Origin of the sequence: Niabella ginsenosidivorans (assembly GCF_001654455.1) — a bacterium.
GTDB lineage: Bacteria > Bacteroidota > Bacteroidia > Chitinophagales > Chitinophagaceae > Niabella > Niabella ginsenosidivorans.
On sequence record NZ_CP015772.1, the window covers coordinates 54,331 to 72,741 of the forward strand.

The window sequence follows — 18,411 nt, forward strand, 5'->3', positions numbered from 1 at the left end:
AGGATATAGGACTGAAAGACTACAGGTTTCGCAGAGCAGCAGCGTTTGCAGTTCGCGGTGGGACAGAAATAATTATTAAATCTTATATTTGCCAGGCTGATAACCGCGAAAAACAAAGTACAATTGACCGAAAAAATTTTCAATATCATTGAGTATACACAGCGGAGCGTTTTCCTGACCGGTAAAGCCGGCACAGGTAAAACAACTTTTCTGAACGAGTTTACAAAGAAAACCACCAAAAAGCATATGGTGGCAGCGCCTACTGGCATTGCCGCTATCAATGCCGGTGGAGTAACGCTCCACTCCCTGTTTGGATTGCCGCTGATCACTTTTGCTCCAACAACGGAGCCGGTTGACCGGAATGAAGCCATTAATATTCCGCAACTGTTGCCGCATTTTAAATACAGGAAGGAAAAACTAAAGCTGCTGCGGGCGCTTGAGCTGCTGATCATTGATGAGGTATCCATGCTAAGGGCCGATGTGCTGGACATGATCGATTGGGCATTGAAGTCTGCCCGGCGTTCCACACAGGCATTTGGAGGTGTACAGTTATTGCTGATCGGTGACCTGTACCAGCTGCCGCCTGTAGTAAAGCAGAGCTCCGAAGCGATCCTGGGCCGGTATTATGCGGCTCCCTATTTTTTTGAATCAAAAGCCCTGCAGATTACCCCCTTTATTACGGTAGAGCTGAGCACCATCTACCGGCAGAGTGATCCGGAGTTCATTTCCCTGCTCAATGCGATTCGTAATGGTGAAAAAGATGCCATTGATTTTGAGCTCCTGAACCAGCGCTACCGGCCAGGTTTTGAGCCGGAAAACGCTTATGTGTACCTGGTATCGCACAATTATATGGCAGATGCCATCAATGCAAAAGAATTAAAGGCCCTGCCGGGCAAAGGAACGTCCTGCAAAGCCGTTATCAACGGAGATTTTAAAGAGCACCTTTATCCCAATGACCCGGAGCTGCTCTTAAAGCCGGATGCACAGGTCATGTTCATAAGAAACGATACATCCGAGGAAAAAAAATATTACAATGGCCGGCTGGCAAAAGTGCTGAAAATAAAGCCGGATGCCATTACGGTTCTGCCGGATGACTCCGCTACTGAAATTGTAGTGGAACGGGAAGTATGGGAGCATAAACGGTATTACCTGGATGATAAAAAAGAGATAGAGGAAGAAATTGTGGGAAGCTATGAACAATTTCCTTTCCGGCTGGCCTGGGCGGTGACCATCCATAAAAGCCAGGGCCTGACTTTTGACAACGTTATTATTGACGCGGGGCAATCCTTTACCAGCGGGCAGGTATATGTAGCTTTGAGCCGGTGCCGGACATTAAAGGGCATTGTATTAAAATCGCCGATTCGCGCATCCAACATTTTTAAAGACGAGCGCATTGCTGATTTTCATAAAGCTACTAATGCTTCTGAAAAGATCGAAGACATTTATGCAGCTGAAAAAAATGACTTTGCCATCAGCAAATTATTGCAGGTATTGAGCACTGCCCGTTTCAGCACTGCAATCGAAGAATGGATCCACGCAGGAACTGACAGTCATTTTATAAACCAGGAGGATTTCATTGCAATAAGCGCGCTGCTGAAAACTACGTCCCGCGCACTTGAAAGAACCTTTAACAATTTTGAGCAGTTCCTTAAGCGGCAATTACAAAACACCACGCCTGGTAGCTGGAGTATTATTGAAGATAAAAGCAGCGGGGCCGTCAATTATTTTTTTAAACAGGTATATGAAACTATTTTTATCCCTTTCAGAGATCACTACAGCACCACAAAAGGAGTCAAAGGTTTAAAGGCTTATAACACGATTGCTAAAACAGTACTTGACGAACTGGAAGAATACCTGAATACGCTTAAAACTGTTCATTTACTGGATAAAAACCTGTTTATTGAAACAGAAAGCACAGATATCAGTGTGGAGGTTACTAAAAAGCCATCCCACATTATCAGCTATGAATTGTTGGAGGAGGGAAAAACCGCAGCAGAGATCGCCGCCCTTCGAAATCTGTCTGTAAGTACCATTTACGGGCATTTTGCAAAGGTTGCCGTAACCGGTATTATTGATGTAGAAAAGCTTTTTTCACCGGAACAGCTTCAAACGTTCTGTAGTAATTTTAAGCCCGGTGAATGGGCGTCTTTAACCGAGGCAAAAACTGCGTTACCGGCATTTGAGTTCCATGAGCTGCGCGTGCTCATCAACCATTTTACCTATTTTGCCGGTAAGGAAAAGAAAAATACGGTAAAACAATCACTCTGATCGCTTAAAAAGGGGATACCACGAACCTTTCCAATGAGTTACTTTTATAAAAACATTGGCAATGCCTTTTAAAATATTTACCCTCACTGCTGTTTTGGTTACTATTACCTTTTCTGCAAATGCGCAGCAACAGGTAACGGAATTTACCAAAGGCGCCCTTTTATTAATAAAATTGGATAATGGTTTTACCACGGGCTTCCGTTCGTATACACCGGATCTCTATACCGGCGGGCTAACGATCAACCCCCAGGTAACGGTTATTGCCAATACGCTGCGGCTGGGCGCTAACGCCGCCCTGGCTTATAATGACAAAAAAGCTTCAGGGCTGTTCGGGCCAATGGCGGCTTTAAGGTTGGCAACCATAGAAACAAAAAACTACGGCAGCCTTGCCAATATTCATTTAATAGCAGCAGCTAACTGGGGTACCAGTCATCAGCAAATGGCCGGTGGAGGCATTGGTGTTGAACTGCTGCAGAAAGTGCAGCTGGGTATTACCGCGCAACGGGATTACCGTTTGAACAACTGGTGGTTCCAGTCCTTTATCGGCTACCAGTTCAATAAAAGGAAAAAGATTGTAAACGAATTTTAAGACCAATACAGATCGTATGAACAAAGCCCTGATTATAAGCGGAGGCGGCTCTAAAGGCGCTTTTGCCGTAGGTGTTATTAAAGACCTTGTAACTACTTACCAGCTGAATTTTGATACGGTGGTAGGAACGAGTACCGGGTCGCTGATTGCTCCTCTTGCCGCCATGCAGCAACTGAATACCCTGGAACACCTGTACACCAGCTTTACCACTGATGATCTTATAGAGAAATACAATATAGGAGCAAGATTGAACCAATCTTCTCTCTTTACGGCAAACGGTCTTGGAGCAAGGGTTAAAGAGATCTATACAGACGATTTTTATGCTTCGCTCATTAACGCGGGGAAAAAGATCTATCTCACCTCCACCTGCCTGCAATCGCAGGAACTGGTGGTTTTTACAACCGATCCCAACCCGGCTGCGGGAGGCTATTATACCGTGCAGAAAATACAGAACGCGGACCATTTCCGGAGAGCTATAATGGCTTCTGCAAGTCAGCCTGTATTTATGCCTCCTGTACAGGTAAACAAAAATATAACCGGCAGCGCCAATCCGGATTATCAGTTTGTGGATGGCGGTGTACGGGAATATGCGGGCATGGGCATTGCTTTGGATGCAGGCGCTACAGAACTGTTTACCATTTTGCTGTCTGCAAAAAACAGCGTTCCGGACAACGTTCAGTATACCAATCTTTTTTCGATCCTTTTACAAACCGTTGATATTTTTATTACAGACGTCAGCACCAATGATCTTTACGGGCCAAAGCAGTTCATCAGCTTTATCAATTATATCAACGAAGCAAGACAAAGCATGAAAAGTGCCGGTGTTCCGGAGCAAGCAATAAAAAATTATTTCAGCAACCAGAACCCTGCCTATAAAAATTTACTGGATCGATCTTCCATTAAGTGGCATATTATACAACCGGACCATCCTTTGGGTGGTGGGCCCGGCGGACTGGAGTTTGATCCTGCTGAAATGAAGAATATGCTGGCTACAGGTGCAATAACAGCGGCCGCCTATGTTGCCAGTTTAAAGCCCGGAGATGTAGACTGGGCCTGATAGCAGGCAGGAGACCGTGAAATGCTGTGCGTACCTTATGTGTTTTCATTTAAAAGACAAAGCACTCTGCGCCCGTACTGAAGCTGTATGGTGTATATGTAGGATACGAGAAAAACTGTGTCTTTTACAAAGAAGCCCAATGTTTTTTCCGGTTGTGTTTTACAACCGGCATATAGTTTTTTTTGAATGAAGAATATGCCGCCGCTATACGGCTTATTTTAATTGGACATTTATTGGTCTACTATCTATATAGGCCTCTTTAAGGGCTATATACGGGTAGCATTTATGGAGGCCAGGCAACAAAGCCCGTTTTACGGACGACCTGTTTTCATCTGTTTTTTATTTCTGAAATTTATGTGTTTGCCCGGGGTGCTGATTTTTAGCCAAGAGGAGCTCCTATAAAATTTTCATTCATAAATGATGCTGAAACCGGAGCAATTAATTCAATCGAAACAGGATAAATTTAAACCACTTTTTTTACGGCCAGCCTTCCGCTGTTGATGGCCAGTACCACATCACTAAAAGCCATAATAAGCGCGCCGAACATTGGGGTTAAGAGCCCGAGTGCGGCTACCGGTATTGCTATGATGTTATACGAAAAAGCCCAGAAAAGATTTTCCTTAATAGTTTTATAGGTATGCTTGCCTAAACCCATTGCCAGGGGCAGATGCTTTAATCCATGATTGGTCAATACCACCTGGGCGGTTTGCATGGCAATCTGGGAGGCATCGCTCATGCTAATGCCAATGGTGGCCCTGGCCAGGGCCGGCGCATCATTAATACCATCCCCCACCATTGCCGTAGGCACCTGCGCATTCTTTTCCCCGATGATCTGTAGTTTTTCTCCGGGGGCCTTTTCTGCAATTACCTCGTCAATTCCCAGCTCGTCAGCAATTTGTTTTGCTTTTGAAAAACGATCGCCGCTCAGTAAGATCGTTTTAATGTTTTTGCTGTGAAAATAATTGACCACCTGTTTTGCCTCGGGCCGCAGTTCATCTTTCAGGTCAATGGTACCGATCAGTTGGTTGTTTTTTGTAACATAAATGTTGTGATGTTCTTCTGCTGTGTGGCCGGGTGCAATAGCATGGGAACCGGCGCTGTATCGGTTATCTTCTTTATCCACTGCCATCATACCCAATCCCTTTTCTTCACGGATATTTTTCCAGCGGATCTCTTTATTCGTCTTCCAGGCGCTTGCTGTACTTTTTGCAAGAGGGTGATTAGAGTATTTTTCCAAAGAATACACAATGGATCTGAATGCGTCGTCCTCAATTGCAGGATCAAGAACCGTATAGCTGCATATAGAAAAATTACCGGTGGTTAATGTGCCCGTTTTATCAAAAACAACCTGCCTGATGTCTTTAAAGCGTTCCAGTGTTGTTGCATTGCGGAACAGTACTCCGTTACGGGCTCCGCGGCCGAGGCCTACGGCAATGGCGGCCGGCGTGGCCAGGCCCATTGCACAGGGGCAGGCAATGACCAGCACGGCAATAGCGCGCATGAGGGCATGGGTAAAGTCCTGCAAAATAACCCAGTTGATGATGAGCGTAAGGAGCGCTATCAGTAGCACCAGCGGTACAAAAACGGTGCTGATCTTATCAGCCATCTGCTGAACCGGCGGCTTTTCACCCTGGGCTTCATACACCATATTAACAATGCCGGCCATAACCGTATTTTTCCCAACCGCAGTAACCTGGGCCTTAACGGTACCATCTACCAGAACGCTTCCGCCGATGAGCTTATCTTTTGATTGTTTTTTTACCGGTATGCTTTCTCCTGTAATAATGGCTTCATTAACGTTTGCATCGCCCCAAAGAATCTTACAGTCTGCCGGAACCTGCTCACCGTTTTTTATAAGGATCAGGTCGCCCGTACGCAGCGCATTGCTTTCAACAGGAAATATATTTTCATTATGATCCTGGTCGTAGGCAATCATATTAGCTGTTACTACCTGTGTTTGTGCCAGTTTTTTTAATTGTGCCTGTGTGGAGGTAACGGTATGCTCTTCCATATAGTTTCCCAGGAACACCAGTGTAATTACAGTAGCAGCGGTTTCATAAAAGATATAGGCATGCTGGTGGGTCAGTGTTCCGTATAAGCTGTAAACAAATGCAGCCAGTGCCCCGATGGTTACTAGCACATTCATATTAGGCATTCTGTTACGGATGCTTTTAATGGCGCTAACACCAAAATAAGACAGTCCTGCGGCCAGTACGGGCAAAGTTAAAATAAGCTGTACCCAGGGCTGCATCAGCCAGGTGCCGTGCATTATCGGGAGCATATGCAGCATAAGGATCAGGGTAAAAGGCAAACAAAACCAGAACCGCTGCATATTGGTGCTAAGGAATGCTCTGTTTTTGCCGTGTGCAGGTTCATGGCTGTGCGTGTGCGTATGGTTGTGTTCATTTATGTTTGCTACCACGTTATATCCCAGGCCGGATATGCCTTTGGAAAGTTCCGCTTCATCAGCGGTACCAGTCAGGTCAAAACTTACAGCCCCAGTGGCAAAGTTTACCTTCACATTTTTCATCCCTTCTTTTTCCAGGTATTTATTAATGGTCAGTGCACAGGTAGGACAATCCATTCCTTCCACTGTCCATTTTATTTTCTCATTGGTCTCCATACCTGCAAAGGTACCACAACAAAGAAGGCAATATGGTTGAATTGGCCCTTTTTATTAAAACGCTGTTGCAGAACTTTCTTCTTTTATTGTAACGGAGTTTCAAATAGCCCATGGTTCATATAGCTGCTGGCTACTGATTACTGACCACTGATAACTCAATTCCCTTCATTTCATTATCTTTAACTACTATTTATCTGACATATGACAAAGCCGGGCCGGCCATTATCCATTGTGTTTTTCTATTTGTTTTTGCTGCTTCCGGCAAGTGTTTTTGCCCAGGAGAAATGGACCATTAATAATGTTCCTGATCCCAAAGCACATGCAAGCGGGAATTATGTAAGCAATCCGGATGGCGTTTTGAATGACGGCACGGTGGCTTCTGTCAATGCTTATCTGAAACAACTGGAAGATTCCACAACTGACCAGGTGGCAGTGGTGGTACTGAACTCTATCGGAAAGCAGGAGCCGCGCAGCTTTGCAACAGAGCTGCTCCGGCGGTGGGGGATTGGTCAGCAAGGCAGGAATAACGGTGTATTGATCCTGCTGGTGATGGACCAGCGGAGAATGGAATTTGAAGTAGGATACGGGTTAGAAGGTAAGCTGACAGATCTTGTTCCCAAACAGATCCAGGAAGTATATATGGTGCCCTATGCAAAAAAAGGTGATTATGATGCTGCGGTGCTCAACGGGGTGGAACAGGTATGCGAAGTGCTTCTGGGAAATGCAGTTGCTGATGAGCAAAAAACCGGGGAAGTATATGGCCGGAGCCCGGTTGCCCCGGGTGCAGGCTATACTGAACTCGTATCATCAGCTCCTGCGGCTACGGATCTTTTTGATTTATATAGAAGGCATGTTGGGTTCGGAGGCTTTTGGATGTTACTGTTTTATGGGATCTTTTTAGTTGCAGGGCTTATTAACGTATTTAAAAGTAAAGACAAAAATAATTTTTTCTTTTCTGCAAGACCCTGGTGGTTCTCTTTTCTCCAGTTTTTGTGTACCTATGTATTGTTTGCGGTAATAGTATTTGTTATTGCGGGCATTAAGATCAATTTTTTTACCGGGCTTGCATTTTTTTATTTATACGGAGTAGGTTACCTGTCTTCTACAGTGTACTGGCTCCTGTATCGCTTAAAGCTGGAAGAACGAAAAAGAACGGAATATGATCTTTTGTATCTATACGCACGGCAGCTGGATCAGAGGTGGAAACAGTCTGTTGCCGGTAAGCTGTTTCCTTTTCCACTCCGTAATTACCGGGTAACGGTAGGGCAGTACCTGGCACGTTTGAAACAGGGCATGGTGATCAGCCATACTGGTAGCAAAATGCGTCTGCTGGATGAAAAACAGGATGATGCGTATCTTACCAAGGCCCAAAAGCTGGAAGAACAACTAAAGTCTGTAGATTATGATGTGTGGGCGGAGCAGGGAAGTAAGGAATTTAAGCTGCATGGCGTTTTATTAAGCAGTAAGTACAGTCATTGCCCCAAATGCAACACAATGGCGTATTGCCTGAAATCAGACACTACCATTCAATCAGCTACCTATTCCAGAAGCGGTATCGGGCTAAAAGTATATGAATGTAAATACTGCGGTTATCAGGAAAAAAAAGAATATACGATTCCCAAAAAAAGTAATTCTTCTTCATCCGGCAGCAGCGGTGGTTCCTGGAGCAGCGGTTCTTCTTCCAGCTCCGGCAGCAGTTGGGGTGGTGGCAGCTCTGGTGGTGGCGGTGCCGGCAGTAGCTGGTGATGCTGCCGGTTAAACTGTGTGCAGTTCCTCTCTTTGATTTTCATCAATGACTATGGTTTGGGTCCACCGGTCCTGCCATGGGTCGCATGGAGTTCCCAACGCGCTGAATGCGCAAAACGGAACAGCACGGCTAAAGCCCCGAAGGAAAGCGGTTTTGGAAGAAATGATGCTCCCGTCTGCATTAACAGCCCTGGTCTTTGTAACCAGCTTGCCGATTGATCTCCCTTTAAAGATTGTTTCCATAAGGCCCATATAAAGGGCATAAAAAACAAGGGTGCATAATCTGTCTATAAGGTTTAAACCCTGATCACCATTAGCCAGCGCATCAATAAAGTCAGGGGCTATCAGCGCAATAATGATTCCGAGTATAAAAAACAGGCAGTAAAACACCACCAAGTCAATAAGATAATTGGCAAGGCGCTTACCGGCGCTTGCTCTTACATATTCGTAATCAGTGTCAAAAATTGAGATTTGCTGGCCGGTAGCCGGTTCCTGGTACATATAATCAATTTACTTTGCAGTTTAAAATTCTGGTAAAATTAGGCATTAACCAATACAGGAACAAATCTGCCTCACAGGAATAAACCCCTTCTGCCTATCTACGGCAGGTAACCCGGCAGGATAGGGATATTTTTGAGCTTAATCTGCTTTCTTTATTATCTTAAATGACCCCGTTCCTGTTCCCGGACTTGGATTCTTCCATTCGCCGTCTTTCATTTCTCCGTTTTTTTTATCGAAAACGGCAGTATGAACTTCCTGTACACCAATATTGTACCCGTAGCCATAGATGCAGGTAGTGTTACATATAAGTGTATCTCCCCTCATCGTCCATGTACCTGTTGAAATATGTGTTTGGTCCGTCCATTTTGTTTCGTTAATCGCAGTTCCGTCAGGCTTCAGGATCAGACTGTAATATTGGCTTCCAAGCTCCGGGTAAATTCTACAGTATAGCTGCCTATCCAAATGCCCTCCGCTTTATAAGCCGGCACCGGGGACTGTACATACGTAACTTCTTTTTTACATCCTGGAAATATTAAGCACGTTGTGATTAATATAATTACAGCAATTGGGCTCAAAGTCAAATTTTTCATAGTAATTATTAATAGTTAGTGGTTACAGCAGGTAATAATCGTTTAGATGATTGATATTTTCATAATTCTTATAGCAAAGGGAGCAAAATTGTTTTAATAAGTAAATATAATATAATTTACTGAATTATATATTAAAGAATTCAGGTATACAACCCTCCATTAATGGAAAGAACCTGCCCTGTAATATAGGCGGCTTCTTTGGTAGCAAAGAAGCCAACGGCATGGGCCACTTCTTCCGGTGTGCCAAAGCGGTTGGCGGGGATCAGCTGTTTCATCTGCCCCTCGTCAATGTCTTCCGTCATATCAGTTTTTATAAAACCGGGCGCAACTGCATTTACCGTAATATTTCGTTTCCCTACCTCCTGCGCCAGGGCTTTGGTGGCCGCTATGACCCCGCCTTTTGCAGCAGAATAATTGGTCTGCCCTGCCAGGCCTTTTAAACCGGATAAAGATACAACATTGATAATACGCCCATACCTTTGGCGCAACATTTGATTTACCACCAGCCGGGTTACATTGAAAAAGCCGCCGAGGCTGGTATTTACCACTCCATCCCATTGCTCATCTTTCATCCACATCAGCAATACATCGTCTTTAATACCGGCATTATTCACCAGCACTTCAATGATTTTATCTGCGTTGGCTTCTATCCATCCGCCCAGGATTTGCTGTACCGCATTACGGTCAGCTACATCAAAGGCCAGCAACTGCCCATCTGCCCCGGCTTTCTTTACTTCGGCCAGGGTAGCTTCCGCTTTTTCTTTATTACCCTTATAATTAATAAGTATATGAAAGCCTTGTCGTGCCAGTTGTATGCAAATGGCCTTTCCAATGCCACGGGATCCTCCGGTTACCAATGCCCAGTTCATATTTGCTGATTTGAGATTTTCTGATCTTTGATTCCTGCTGCCAGACATTCTGCCGCTGAAGTGTGCGATGCAAGAATGCCTGATAGTAGTGCTGAAGCCGGCTTCAAAACTACTACTAAATTAAAATGGCTGATGTGCTTTCATAAAGTCACGCACTTTGGCCAGGTCTTTATAGAGCGGATAATCCTTGCTGAACCGGGGAAATTCCCTGCGCAGCAATTCATAAACTGTTTTTGTTTTTACAGCCATCTGGTCATGCCGGTTCAGGTAATCAATGGCCTGTAATAAGGTCATTGCCTGTATGGCCAGCACCTCATAGGCATTCCCTATGACCTGTTTTGCGATCTGCGCTGCATTAAAGCCCATGCTTACAATATCCTGATTGTCGTTATTATTGGGAATGCTGTGCACATACATAGGGAAGGAGAGCGTCTGGTTTTCCGCCGTTGTAGATGTAGCGGTAAACTGGATGCCCTGCATTCCGAAATTTAAACCTAACACCCCGTGATTTACGAACGGCGGAAATTTCTGATTCAGCCGTGCGTTTACCAGATAGTTCAGCTGGCGCTCGCCCAGCATAGTGAGCTTCGTTACCGCAATCTTCATTTTGTCCATTTCGAAGGACACATAGTCGCCATGGAAATTACCGCCATGGAAAATATTTTGGTTGACAACATCTACAACGGGATTGTCGTTGACAGAATTGAGCTCGTCCACAACTACTTCCTCTGTATTTGCCAGCGTGTCATAAACCGGCCCCAGTACCTGGGTAATGCACCGGAGTGAGTAATACTCCTGTACCTTGTCCTCAAATACGTCGTGCTGAATATTTTCAGGATTGTATAGATGTTCCGACCTGCTGCGGATAAGCCGGCTGTCTTCCAGGATATTACGCATCAAACGGGCAATGTGTTGCTGCCCCCTGTGATGCTTTACGGCGTTCAACTCGTGGGAGTAATGATCATCATATACTTCCATGATCTCATTGGTCATAGCAGAAAGCATTACTGCCCAGTTCAGCAATTGCTGCGCCTGCAACAGGTTCAGCAATCCTACTCCTGTCATGGCCGATGTTCCGTTGATCAGTGCCAGGCCCTCGCGTATCTGTACTTTTAAAGGTTCCAGCCCTGCTTTTTGAAAAGCCCCGGCAGCCGGTTGTATTTTTTCTTCATACCAAACCTCGCCTTCCCCGATAATACCCAATGCAAGGTGCGCCAGTTGAACCAGATCGCCGCTGGCACCTACGCCGCCATGTTCATAGATACAGGGTATCAGATTGCTGTTGATCATAGCAGCCAGTAACTGTGTCAGTTTGGGGTCTATGCCGGAATACCCCTGCATCAGATTGTTGAGCCGTGCCAGCATTACTGCCTTGCCCTGCAAGGGTGGAAGTATATTGCCGCCACCGCTGCTATGGCTGCGGATTAAATTATATTGAAGCTCAAGGATGTTCTCTTCGCTGATCTTGTATTGTGCCATTGGCCCAAAACCAGTGTTGATGCCATAGATTAATTTATTGCTGGAGAATTGCTTTAGAAATTCAAAGCTGGTGTTTACCTGCCTTAAGGCTTCTTCATCCAGTGTAACAGGCTGGCTTTCCAGTATAACTGCATTAAAATCCTGTAGTGAAAGCCTTTTCCCTCCTACTATGATCATTTTTTATTTTAAAAATTGGTTAAACAGGCGGCAAAAAAACGAAATATATCGCGGGTATCAAAATAATTGTTCGGTGGCTTACAGGCGTTTGTATATATAGGTACCCCGACTCCATTAAACCGTAAAACCCAGACATGCCCCTGTTTGAACAGGCAGATCATAGTAGAAACAGCTTTTACTGTCTCAATAGCCGGAAAATATTTTTAAACCGGAACCTGCGGTTTTTTTCCAGGAAGGAAAAGCTAATGTGATCTATTATGCATTATCATCGCTGAGGCTGTATTCATTATTTTCTTCGTCTTCTTCTCCCTTGTTTTCGTCCTCATCGTCCTCTTCTTCGCCGGGGATGTCCAGATCCTTTCCGGTGGCGCCGGAACTTTCGTTCAAAGGGTCTCCTTCATCGTCCTTATCATCCGGCCGTGCTCGGCGCAGGTTCTCATCATCAATAGACCCCGTTTGTTCCAGTGCTTCCTGCTCTTCCTTTGTTATTGCCTCTTCCTGGCCGCCGGGGCGGCTTTCATCCAAAGAAGGAGCCGTTTCTGAAGCATCGTCCGGCTGCTGGTTATCTTCTGCAATACCGCGGGTAAGGCGCTCATTGTCTGTGTCAAAGATGCCTACGCCCTCTTCATCATCCGAGGCAATAGTGGTATCGGCCATTTCACGCAGATCAGGAGGGTGTATATTTTCCTGGCCGGGGATGTCTTCTGCATCGGGCAGGTTCAGCGTGTCTTTGTCGGGCTGTAATTTTGCCTGATCTTTTTCAGGATCCTTCAGATCCTGGTTCTTCCTGGTATTAGTGTCCATCGCTTTTTTTTAACAGGAGTACAAATAGGGTGCCTTAGCAAATCCTGTTACATACCTGCCGTTTTAAAAAAATTATAATATATTTATAATGAGTGTATTATGATTTTTAGTGTTCAAGTGGAATTGTACCAGGTGCAACCCTTTTTTTTGAGTGGAACACGGGCCGTGCAAATTTTTTCAGCAAAAAGGGGAATTAATACTACATTTAGATTATAACTTAATTGCTTATCAACCTATAACTGTTATGGAAAAGCGGTATCCTCAACTGATCGACAGGATTCAGTCTACATTTATCGACACATTTTTTATTATCATCCTGATGTTTGTGTTTGCCGGCATCCTGGACCGGTATGAAAGGGTACCGGATTGGGTACGGATCGTCTTATTTATAGCTCTGATCATCGCTTATGAACCACTTTGTACCACATTGGGGTTCACGTTGGGGAACTATATTAAAGGGATCAGGGTCCGGAAAAATTCGGATGAAACAAAACGGATCGGCCTTCTTCAGGCACTTATAAGATATCCCGTTAAACTGTTCTTAGGGTGGATCTCTTTCTTAACGATCGGCACCAATCCTAAAAAAAGGGCCATTCATGACATTGCCTCAGGAAGCGTAATGATCAAACAGTCAACCGCCGGTTAAACCCGCTTATCAATGAACTTTACCGGTTTCCGGGCCCCCTCAGGGAACTGCAACCGCTGCATTTCTTCTTTTGTGAGGTACTTTATATGCGGCATTACGCGCAGGCGGGCCTGCAGGTAGGTTTTTATTTTGCCATCGGTTTCTTCGGATGTGTTGGCCGGTAATATATAGAGGAGCACTTCATCAGTGCCGATCTCGTTACTGTATACTTCTGTCACATACTCTTTAATGGCATCCATTTTATGGATGATCTCAAACAGGGCGGGAGCAAACAGGGTAGTGCCTTTGAACTTGATCATCTGCTTTTTGCGGCCGATGACGGGCGAAAGCCGCGTGGTATGTCGTCCACAGGAGCAGGGCTCATAAAAAGCGCGGCAAAGATCACCGGTCTTGTAGCGCAGCAGGGGCATGCCTTCCACGCCCAGCGTGGTAATGGTCACTTCGCCTATTTCACCCGGCGCAACGGGGTTGCCGTTATCATCGATCAGTTCCAGGATCACCAGCTCCGGGTTCTGGTGCCCGCCCCTGCCCGCGGAGCATTCTGTAAATGCGGTCTGCATTTCAGTGGAGGCATAAGTAGAGTAGAGCTGTATGTTCCAGTTTTCGGTGATCCTGGTGCCGAGTATGTTCAGGCTCAGATCTTCCTTCCGCAGGTTTTCACCAATGCAGATCGCTTTTTTTACGGAAGACTGATCCAGGTCAATACCGTTTTCTCTGGCATACTGGATCATCTTTACAATAAAAGAAGGAACCGCTACAATGGCATTGGGCTTTAAACGCTCAATTACTTCCCATTGCAGGGACGGAACACCCGGCCCCACGCGCACCTGCCCGGCGCCCAGCTTGCGGATACCCAGGTAATAGGCAATGCCGGCCATGAACTGCCGGTCGAGCGTGAGCATCAGCTGATAGATATCGGAAGCGCTGCCATCAGCGCAAACAAAGGAACAGTATTCGTTATAAGCAAGACGTTGCAGATCATTTTCTGTAAGCGCAATAGTAACCGGGCTGCCCACTGTACCGGAAGTGGCCATGTATTCCACGATCTGGTGCTGCGGTACGCACACAAATTCTTTATTGTACAATTGCAGGTGCTCCTTTTCTGTAGGAGGAATTTGGGCCAGGTCTTCAATATGCCGGATGTTGTCCGGGTCAATATTGTTTTCACGGAACAGCCGCTTATAAAAAGGTGAGTTTACTTTCAGGTACTGTACCAGGTTGACCAGTTTTTTTTCCTGGTGAGTCTTTATATGCCCTGCCGGCTGAAAGGATAAGGATGGTAACTCGTTCATTGCCTCAAAAGTAGGATATATAATTTTGGGTTGGACATTTATCAGTTGAGATGTAATGCATAAAGCCCCGCTGAAAGCGCAAAATCTCGTAAAAAGGTAAATGAAAATTCTGCGTTCGTCAGCGCAGTCTGCGAGAGATAAACAAGCTCAGTCTTCTATAATGACAACTGCCGCAGCAATCGTTTTTAAATGGCTTAGGGATATTTTTACTTTATCCAGCCGGACATATTGCAAGGTAACAGCCGTTTGCCCTTTTAAATGAATTTCCGGTTTCCCGTTTTCATCGCCCAGGATCATAATTTCATTAAAAGAAGTGCCATTGGCCCAGCCGGTGCCCAATGCCTTAAAAAAGGCTTCCTTGGCGGCAAAACGGGCTGCATAATGCTCGTATTTATGTGTTTTGGGCTCGCAATAGGCAATTTCCTCAGGGGCAAAGACCAGCTCCCGGAAGCCCTGTTCCTTTTGGATCTTTTCTGCTACGCGTTCTGTTTCTATAACATCAAAACCTAAGCCGCTGATCATTATTTTTTATTTTATATCTATATTTCATGGTACCGGGTCATATCCGCTTCCTCCCCAGGGATGGCAGCGGGAAATGCGTTTTATGGAAAGCCAGAAACCCTTAAAGGGGCCATACTTTTTAAAAGCTTCTAATGCGTAATGGCTGCAGGTAGGCGTATACCGGCATTTAGGCCCCATCCAGGGAGAAATGACCAACTGGTAGAACCGGATGAGCACCACAAACGGGAAACTTAGTATTTTATACAGCCACTTCATTTAATTGCTTCAGTAATTTCTGCAGAGCTATTTCCACCGATTCATAAATGGATCCGTAATCAGGGAGCTCCTTTCCCGTAAATAACAGGAAAACAGACAGGTTGGTTGACTGTTTCAACGCATGCTCCTTTAGGGAATGTTGTTGCAGCCGGTAAGCTTCCCGCAATAATCGCTTGATCCGGTTCCTGTCTACTGCCTTTTTAAAATAACGCCCGTTTGCCCCTACGCCACATTTTACAAAGCCGGCCTGAGCGGGTTCACTTACATAAAGAAGCTTTAAAGGGCCGGCATAAATGCGCTTACCGGAACTGAAAAGTTCCTGCAATTTTTTCCGGCTTTTAAGCCGTTCTTCTTTCGGAAAAGTATATTTTAAAACGGACATGAATCAATGCAAAAATAACCAAGTATGCGCATTTGCCGGAAAGGAATAACGGGATGGTATTGTTTAATAACCGGGTAATATTTATTAAAAGCGGATCAAAAAAAGGTTTATGTTAGTGGTATGCTTCGACTTTTATTGTTATTGCTAATTGTATTCACAGGTACGGTAACCGGTGATGCCCAAACAGCGTTTTATATTGACGCAAATGGAAGCGATTCCAACCCCGGTACCTTGTCAAAGCCCCTGCTTACATTGGAACGGGCACTTCAGAAAGCGCAGGTACTAAAAGGAAAAGATGCAACCATTTATTTAAGAAAAGGTACTTATTATTTCTCACAAACCGTTCAGTTGGCGGGTATTAAATTGTTATTCCGGTCGCTAACCATCCGTAATTATAACAATGAGAAAGTGGTATTCAGCGCGGGACGAAAGCTTTCCCTGCAATGGAAACCGTATAAGAACGGGATCTATGTTGCCAAAGTGCCTGCGGGAACAGTGTTTGAGCGATTGTATATAAACGGACAGTTACAGGTTTTGGCAAGATATCCTGATTATGATTCCACGGCTAAAGTATTTAACGGCACGGCTGCGGATGCTATTGCCCCGGAAAGGGTAAAGAAATGGAAAAACCCGGAAGGGGGCTATGTGCATGCGCTGCATGCTGCTGAATGGGGAAGTTTTCATTACAAAATTATTTCGGCTAACGCGAAAGGGAACCTGAAACTGGAAGGTGGCTGGCAGAATAACCGGCCTTCACCCCTACACAAAAGAGAACGGTTCGTGGAGAATATTTTTGAAGAACTGGATGCGCCGGGTGAATGGTTCCTGGATGAAAAAGCGCAGCTGCTGTATTATTTTCCACGTCCGGGCATCAATCTTTCAAAAGCCCTGGCAGAGGTTCCGGTGCTCCGGCAAACGATCCGGCTATTGGGAAGCAGTACAAATCCTGTAAGAAATGTAGAAATAAGCGGGATTGAATTTGCACATAATGAGCGCAGTTTTATGGAAACAAAGGAGCCATTGCTGCGCAGCGACTGGACGATCTACCGCGGGGCAGCGGTGTACCTGGAAGGAACGGAAGATTGCAGGATCAGCAACTGCACCTTTAACGGCATAGGCGGTAATGCTATAATGATGAGCGGTTATAATAAAAGAGATACTGTTCAGAACTGCCTGGTTCAATATGCCGGGGCCAGCGGTATTTGTTTTGTGGGTAATGCGGATGCAGTGCGGTCGCCCTCCTTCAGTTATGGAAAATATGTTCCTTACGCAGCAATGGATAAAACGCCGGGGCCTAAATCGGCAGCCTATCCCCAATACTGCGTGGCAGATAATAACCTGGTACACGACATCGGGCAAATCGAAAAACAGGCTACCGGTGTTGAAATAGAGATCGCTTCCCATATTACCGTAAGTCATAACAGTATTTATAATACGCCGCGTGCAGGCATCAATATTGGCGATGGTTGCTTTGGCGGGCACCTGCTGGAATATAATGATGTGTTTAATACCGTTCTGGAAACCGGTGATCATGGGGCTTTTAATTCCTGGGGGCGCGACCGGTACTGGGCAACCGACCGGAAATATATGGACAGCCTGGTTGCCCTGCATTCGGAACTGATTTTGCTGGATGCACAGCAAACAACAATCATCCGCAACAACCGGTTCCGCTGTGATCATGGCTGGGATATTGACCTGGACGATGGGTCTTCCAATTACCGGATCTATAATAATCTTTGTTTGAATGGCGGGCTAAAATTGCGTGAAGGTTTTTACCGGATGGTAGAAAATAATATCATGATCAACAACAGTTTTCATCCGCATGTTTGGTTTCAGAACAGCGGCGATATTTTCCGGCACAATATCATCATGAAAGCGTATGCGCCTATTGCAGTGAAATACTGGGGAAAGCAGATCGACAGTAATTTTTTTATGACGGAAAAAAGTCTTGATGCGGCCCGGGCGGATCAAACAGATGCGCACAGTAGTACAGGCCCCCTGGTTTTTAAGGATGCTGCCAAAGGCGATTTTTCATTGTTGCCGGGTGCGGCCGCCTTTTCCATCGGGTTTGAGAATTTCCCTATGGATCAATTTGGGGTGCAGACGAGCCGGTTAAAGCAGCTTGCAAAACGGGCGCCCATTCCGCCATTGCTGGATGCGGCTGCAAGTGATAAAGAACCCATAACGGACCTTTTAAAAGGAAAAGTAAAGTCGGTAGATGGCCTGGGCGACCGCTCCACCTACGGACTGCCCGATGAAACGGGGGTAATTATAATAACTCCGGGTACGGGGATTTTGGCAACGGCCGGATTGCGGGAGGGGGATGTAATTCGCAGCGCAAATGGTAAACCCATACGAAATGTAAAGGATCTGAAAACCATGATCAACGGCGGCGAAAAACAAATAAAGCTGGAAGTGATCCGGAACCAGCAATCCCAAACGTTATTGATGGTACTGTAAAACCAGCCTCTTATGGGGCTACAAATAGTTGGCTCCCGGCAGAGGGCCGGAGGCGTTATAACATTCTTGTTTCCTGTTACTCCTTATTCTTTGCAAATATACCGTAGGCAGTAACCCTTTTCAGAACGGAATTGGGCAATAACAGGTGGTG

General features: G+C 45.5%; 16 protein-coding genes. 6 read left to right on the top strand and 10 right to left on the bottom strand.

Annotated elements, in window-relative coordinates; translation table 11 throughout:
• Positions 1-123: 123 nt before the first annotated feature.
• The 3 genes from A8C56_RS00260 (at position 124) to A8C56_RS00270 (ending at position 3,914) form a co-directional block, all read left to right on the top strand.
• A complete protein-coding gene (locus A8C56_RS00260) occupies positions 124-2,268 on the top strand; it encodes a helix-turn-helix domain-containing protein (protein WP_067750557.1) in 2,145 nt (714 codons plus the stop codon).
• 61 nt (positions 2,269-2,329) lie between these two features.
• Positions 2,330-2,857 carry a hypothetical protein gene (locus A8C56_RS00265; RefSeq protein WP_067750560.1) on the top strand — a complete coding sequence of 176 codons (528 nt, stop codon included), beginning with the start codon at positions 2,330-2,332 and terminating at the stop codon, positions 2,855-2,857.
• A gap of 16 nt (positions 2,858-2,873) precedes the next feature.
• A complete protein-coding gene (locus A8C56_RS00270) occupies positions 2,874-3,914 on the top strand; it encodes a patatin-like phospholipase family protein (RefSeq protein WP_067750562.1) in 1,041 nt (346 codons plus the stop codon).
• 463 nt (positions 3,915-4,377) lie between these two features.
• Here the strand turns inward: A8C56_RS00270 and A8C56_RS00275 are convergent, their stop codons facing one another.
• On the bottom strand, positions 4,378-6,537 hold the full coding sequence (locus tag A8C56_RS00275; RefSeq protein WP_067750565.1) for a heavy metal translocating P-type ATPase: 2,160 nt from the start codon (positions 6,535-6,537) through the stop codon (positions 4,378-4,380).
• A gap of 201 nt (positions 6,538-6,738) precedes the next feature.
• Between A8C56_RS00275 and A8C56_RS00280 the strand changes: the two genes are divergently transcribed.
• Positions 6,739-8,283 carry a TPM domain-containing protein gene (locus A8C56_RS00280; protein ID WP_067750568.1) on the top strand — a complete coding sequence of 515 codons (1,545 nt, stop codon included), beginning with the start codon at positions 6,739-6,741 and terminating at the stop codon, positions 8,281-8,283.
• A 9-nt stretch (positions 8,284-8,292) separates the two neighbouring features.
• On the opposite strand, the gene A8C56_RS00285 is transcribed toward A8C56_RS00280, so the two are convergent.
• From A8C56_RS00285 to A8C56_RS00310, 5 genes are all read right to left on the bottom strand, one after another.
• On the bottom strand, positions 8,293-8,784 hold the full coding sequence (locus A8C56_RS00285; RefSeq protein WP_067750571.1) for an RDD family protein: 492 nt from the start codon (positions 8,782-8,784) through the stop codon (positions 8,293-8,295).
• 138 nt (positions 8,785-8,922) lie between these two features.
• The gene (locus A8C56_RS24260) at positions 8,923-9,246 is read right to left on the bottom strand and encodes a hypothetical protein (protein ID WP_157097826.1); all 324 of its coding nucleotides are present in this window, start codon (positions 9,244-9,246) and stop codon (positions 8,923-8,925) included.
• A 268-nt stretch (positions 9,247-9,514) separates the two neighbouring features.
• Entirely contained in the window at positions 9,515-10,243 is a 729-nt protein-coding gene (gene fabG / locus A8C56_RS00300; protein WP_067761359.1) for a 3-oxoacyl-ACP reductase FabG, read from the bottom strand.
• Between the two features lie 120 nt (positions 10,244-10,363).
• Positions 10,364-11,899, bottom strand: coding sequence for an HAL/PAL/TAL family ammonia-lyase (locus tag A8C56_RS00305; protein WP_067750580.1), 1,536 nt, complete (start codon positions 11,897-11,899; stop codon positions 10,364-10,366).
• Between the two features lie 255 nt (positions 11,900-12,154).
• A complete protein-coding gene (locus tag A8C56_RS00310) occupies positions 12,155-12,703 on the bottom strand; it encodes a hypothetical protein (protein ID WP_067750583.1) in 549 nt (182 codons plus the stop codon).
• 244 nt (positions 12,704-12,947) lie between these two features.
• Between A8C56_RS00310 and A8C56_RS00315 the strand changes: the two genes are divergently transcribed.
• Positions 12,948-13,349, top strand: a complete 402-nt coding sequence (locus tag A8C56_RS00315; protein WP_067761362.1) for an RDD family protein — start codon at positions 12,948-12,950, stop codon at positions 13,347-13,349.
• Here A8C56_RS00315 and A8C56_RS00320 read toward each other — a convergent pair.
• The 4 genes from A8C56_RS00320 to rnpA all read right to left on the bottom strand — a co-directional run bounded on the left by A8C56_RS00320 (position 13,346) and on the right by rnpA (position 15,800).
• Entirely contained in the window at positions 13,346-14,641 is a 1,296-nt protein-coding gene (locus A8C56_RS00320) for a phenylacetate--CoA ligase family protein (RefSeq protein ID WP_067750586.1), read from the bottom strand. The genes A8C56_RS00315 and A8C56_RS00320 overlap by 4 nt on opposite strands.
• A 147-nt stretch (positions 14,642-14,788) precedes the next feature.
• On the bottom strand, positions 14,789-15,163 hold the full coding sequence (acpS, locus tag A8C56_RS00325) for a holo-ACP synthase (RefSeq protein WP_067750589.1): 375 nt from the start codon (positions 15,161-15,163) through the stop codon (positions 14,789-14,791).
• Positions 15,164-15,187: 24 nt separating this feature from the next.
• Positions 15,188-15,418 carry a membrane protein insertion efficiency factor YidD gene (gene yidD, locus A8C56_RS00330; RefSeq protein ID WP_067750592.1) on the bottom strand — a complete coding sequence of 77 codons (231 nt, stop codon included), beginning with the start codon at positions 15,416-15,418 and terminating at the stop codon, positions 15,188-15,190.
• Entirely contained in the window at positions 15,402-15,800 is a 399-nt protein-coding gene (gene rnpA / locus A8C56_RS00335; RefSeq protein ID WP_067750595.1) for a ribonuclease P protein component, read from the bottom strand. The genes yidD and rnpA overlap by 17 nt, the downstream gene beginning before the upstream one ends.
• 120 nt (positions 15,801-15,920) lie before the next feature.
• Between rnpA and A8C56_RS00340 the strand changes: the two genes are divergently transcribed.
• Positions 15,921-18,260 carry a PDZ domain-containing protein gene (locus A8C56_RS00340; protein WP_067750598.1) on the top strand — a complete coding sequence of 780 codons (2,340 nt, stop codon included), beginning with the start codon at positions 15,921-15,923 and terminating at the stop codon, positions 18,258-18,260.
• The last annotated feature ends 151 nt before the right edge of the window (positions 18,261-18,411 follow it).

Coding starts and splice junctions, on each gene's coding strand:
- A8C56_RS00265 (WP_067750560.1), top strand. CDS start 2,330: ATGCCTTTTAAAATATTTACCCTCACTGCTGTTTTGGTTACTATTACC.
- A8C56_RS00270 (WP_067750562.1), top strand. CDS start 2,874: ATGAACAAAGCCCTGATTATAAGCGGAGGCGGCTCTAAAGGCGCTTTT.
- A8C56_RS00275 (WP_067750565.1), bottom strand. CDS start 6,537: ATGGAGACCAATGAGAAAATAAAATGGACAGTGGAAGGAATGGATTGT.
- A8C56_RS00280 (WP_067750568.1), top strand. CDS start 6,739: ATGACAAAGCCGGGCCGGCCATTATCCATTGTGTTTTTCTATTTGTTT.
- A8C56_RS00285 (WP_067750571.1), bottom strand. CDS start 8,784: ATGTACCAGGAACCGGCTACCGGCCAGCAAATCTCAATTTTTGACACT.
- fabG (WP_067761359.1), bottom strand. CDS start 10,243: ATGAACTGGGCATTGGTAACCGGAGGATCCCGTGGCATTGGAAAGGCC.
- A8C56_RS00305 (WP_067750580.1), bottom strand. CDS start 11,899: ATGATCATAGTAGGAGGGAAAAGGCTTTCACTACAGGATTTTAATGCA.
- A8C56_RS00310 (WP_067750583.1), bottom strand. CDS start 12,703: ATGGACACTAATACCAGGAAGAACCAGGATCTGAAGGATCCTGAAAAA.
- A8C56_RS00315 (WP_067761362.1), top strand. CDS start 12,948: ATGGAAAAGCGGTATCCTCAACTGATCGACAGGATTCAGTCTACATTT.
- A8C56_RS00320 (WP_067750586.1), bottom strand. CDS start 14,641: ATGAACGAGTTACCATCCTTATCCTTTCAGCCGGCAGGGCATATAAAG.
- acpS (WP_067750589.1), bottom strand. CDS start 15,163: ATGATCAGCGGCTTAGGTTTTGATGTTATAGAAACAGAACGCGTAGCA.
- yidD (WP_067750592.1), bottom strand. CDS start 15,418: ATGAAGTGGCTGTATAAAATACTAAGTTTCCCGTTTGTGGTGCTCATC.
- rnpA (WP_067750595.1), bottom strand. CDS start 15,800: ATGTCCGTTTTAAAATATACTTTTCCGAAAGAAGAACGGCTTAAAAGC.
- A8C56_RS00340 (WP_067750598.1), top strand. CDS start 15,921: ATGCTTCGACTTTTATTGTTATTGCTAATTGTATTCACAGGTACGGTA.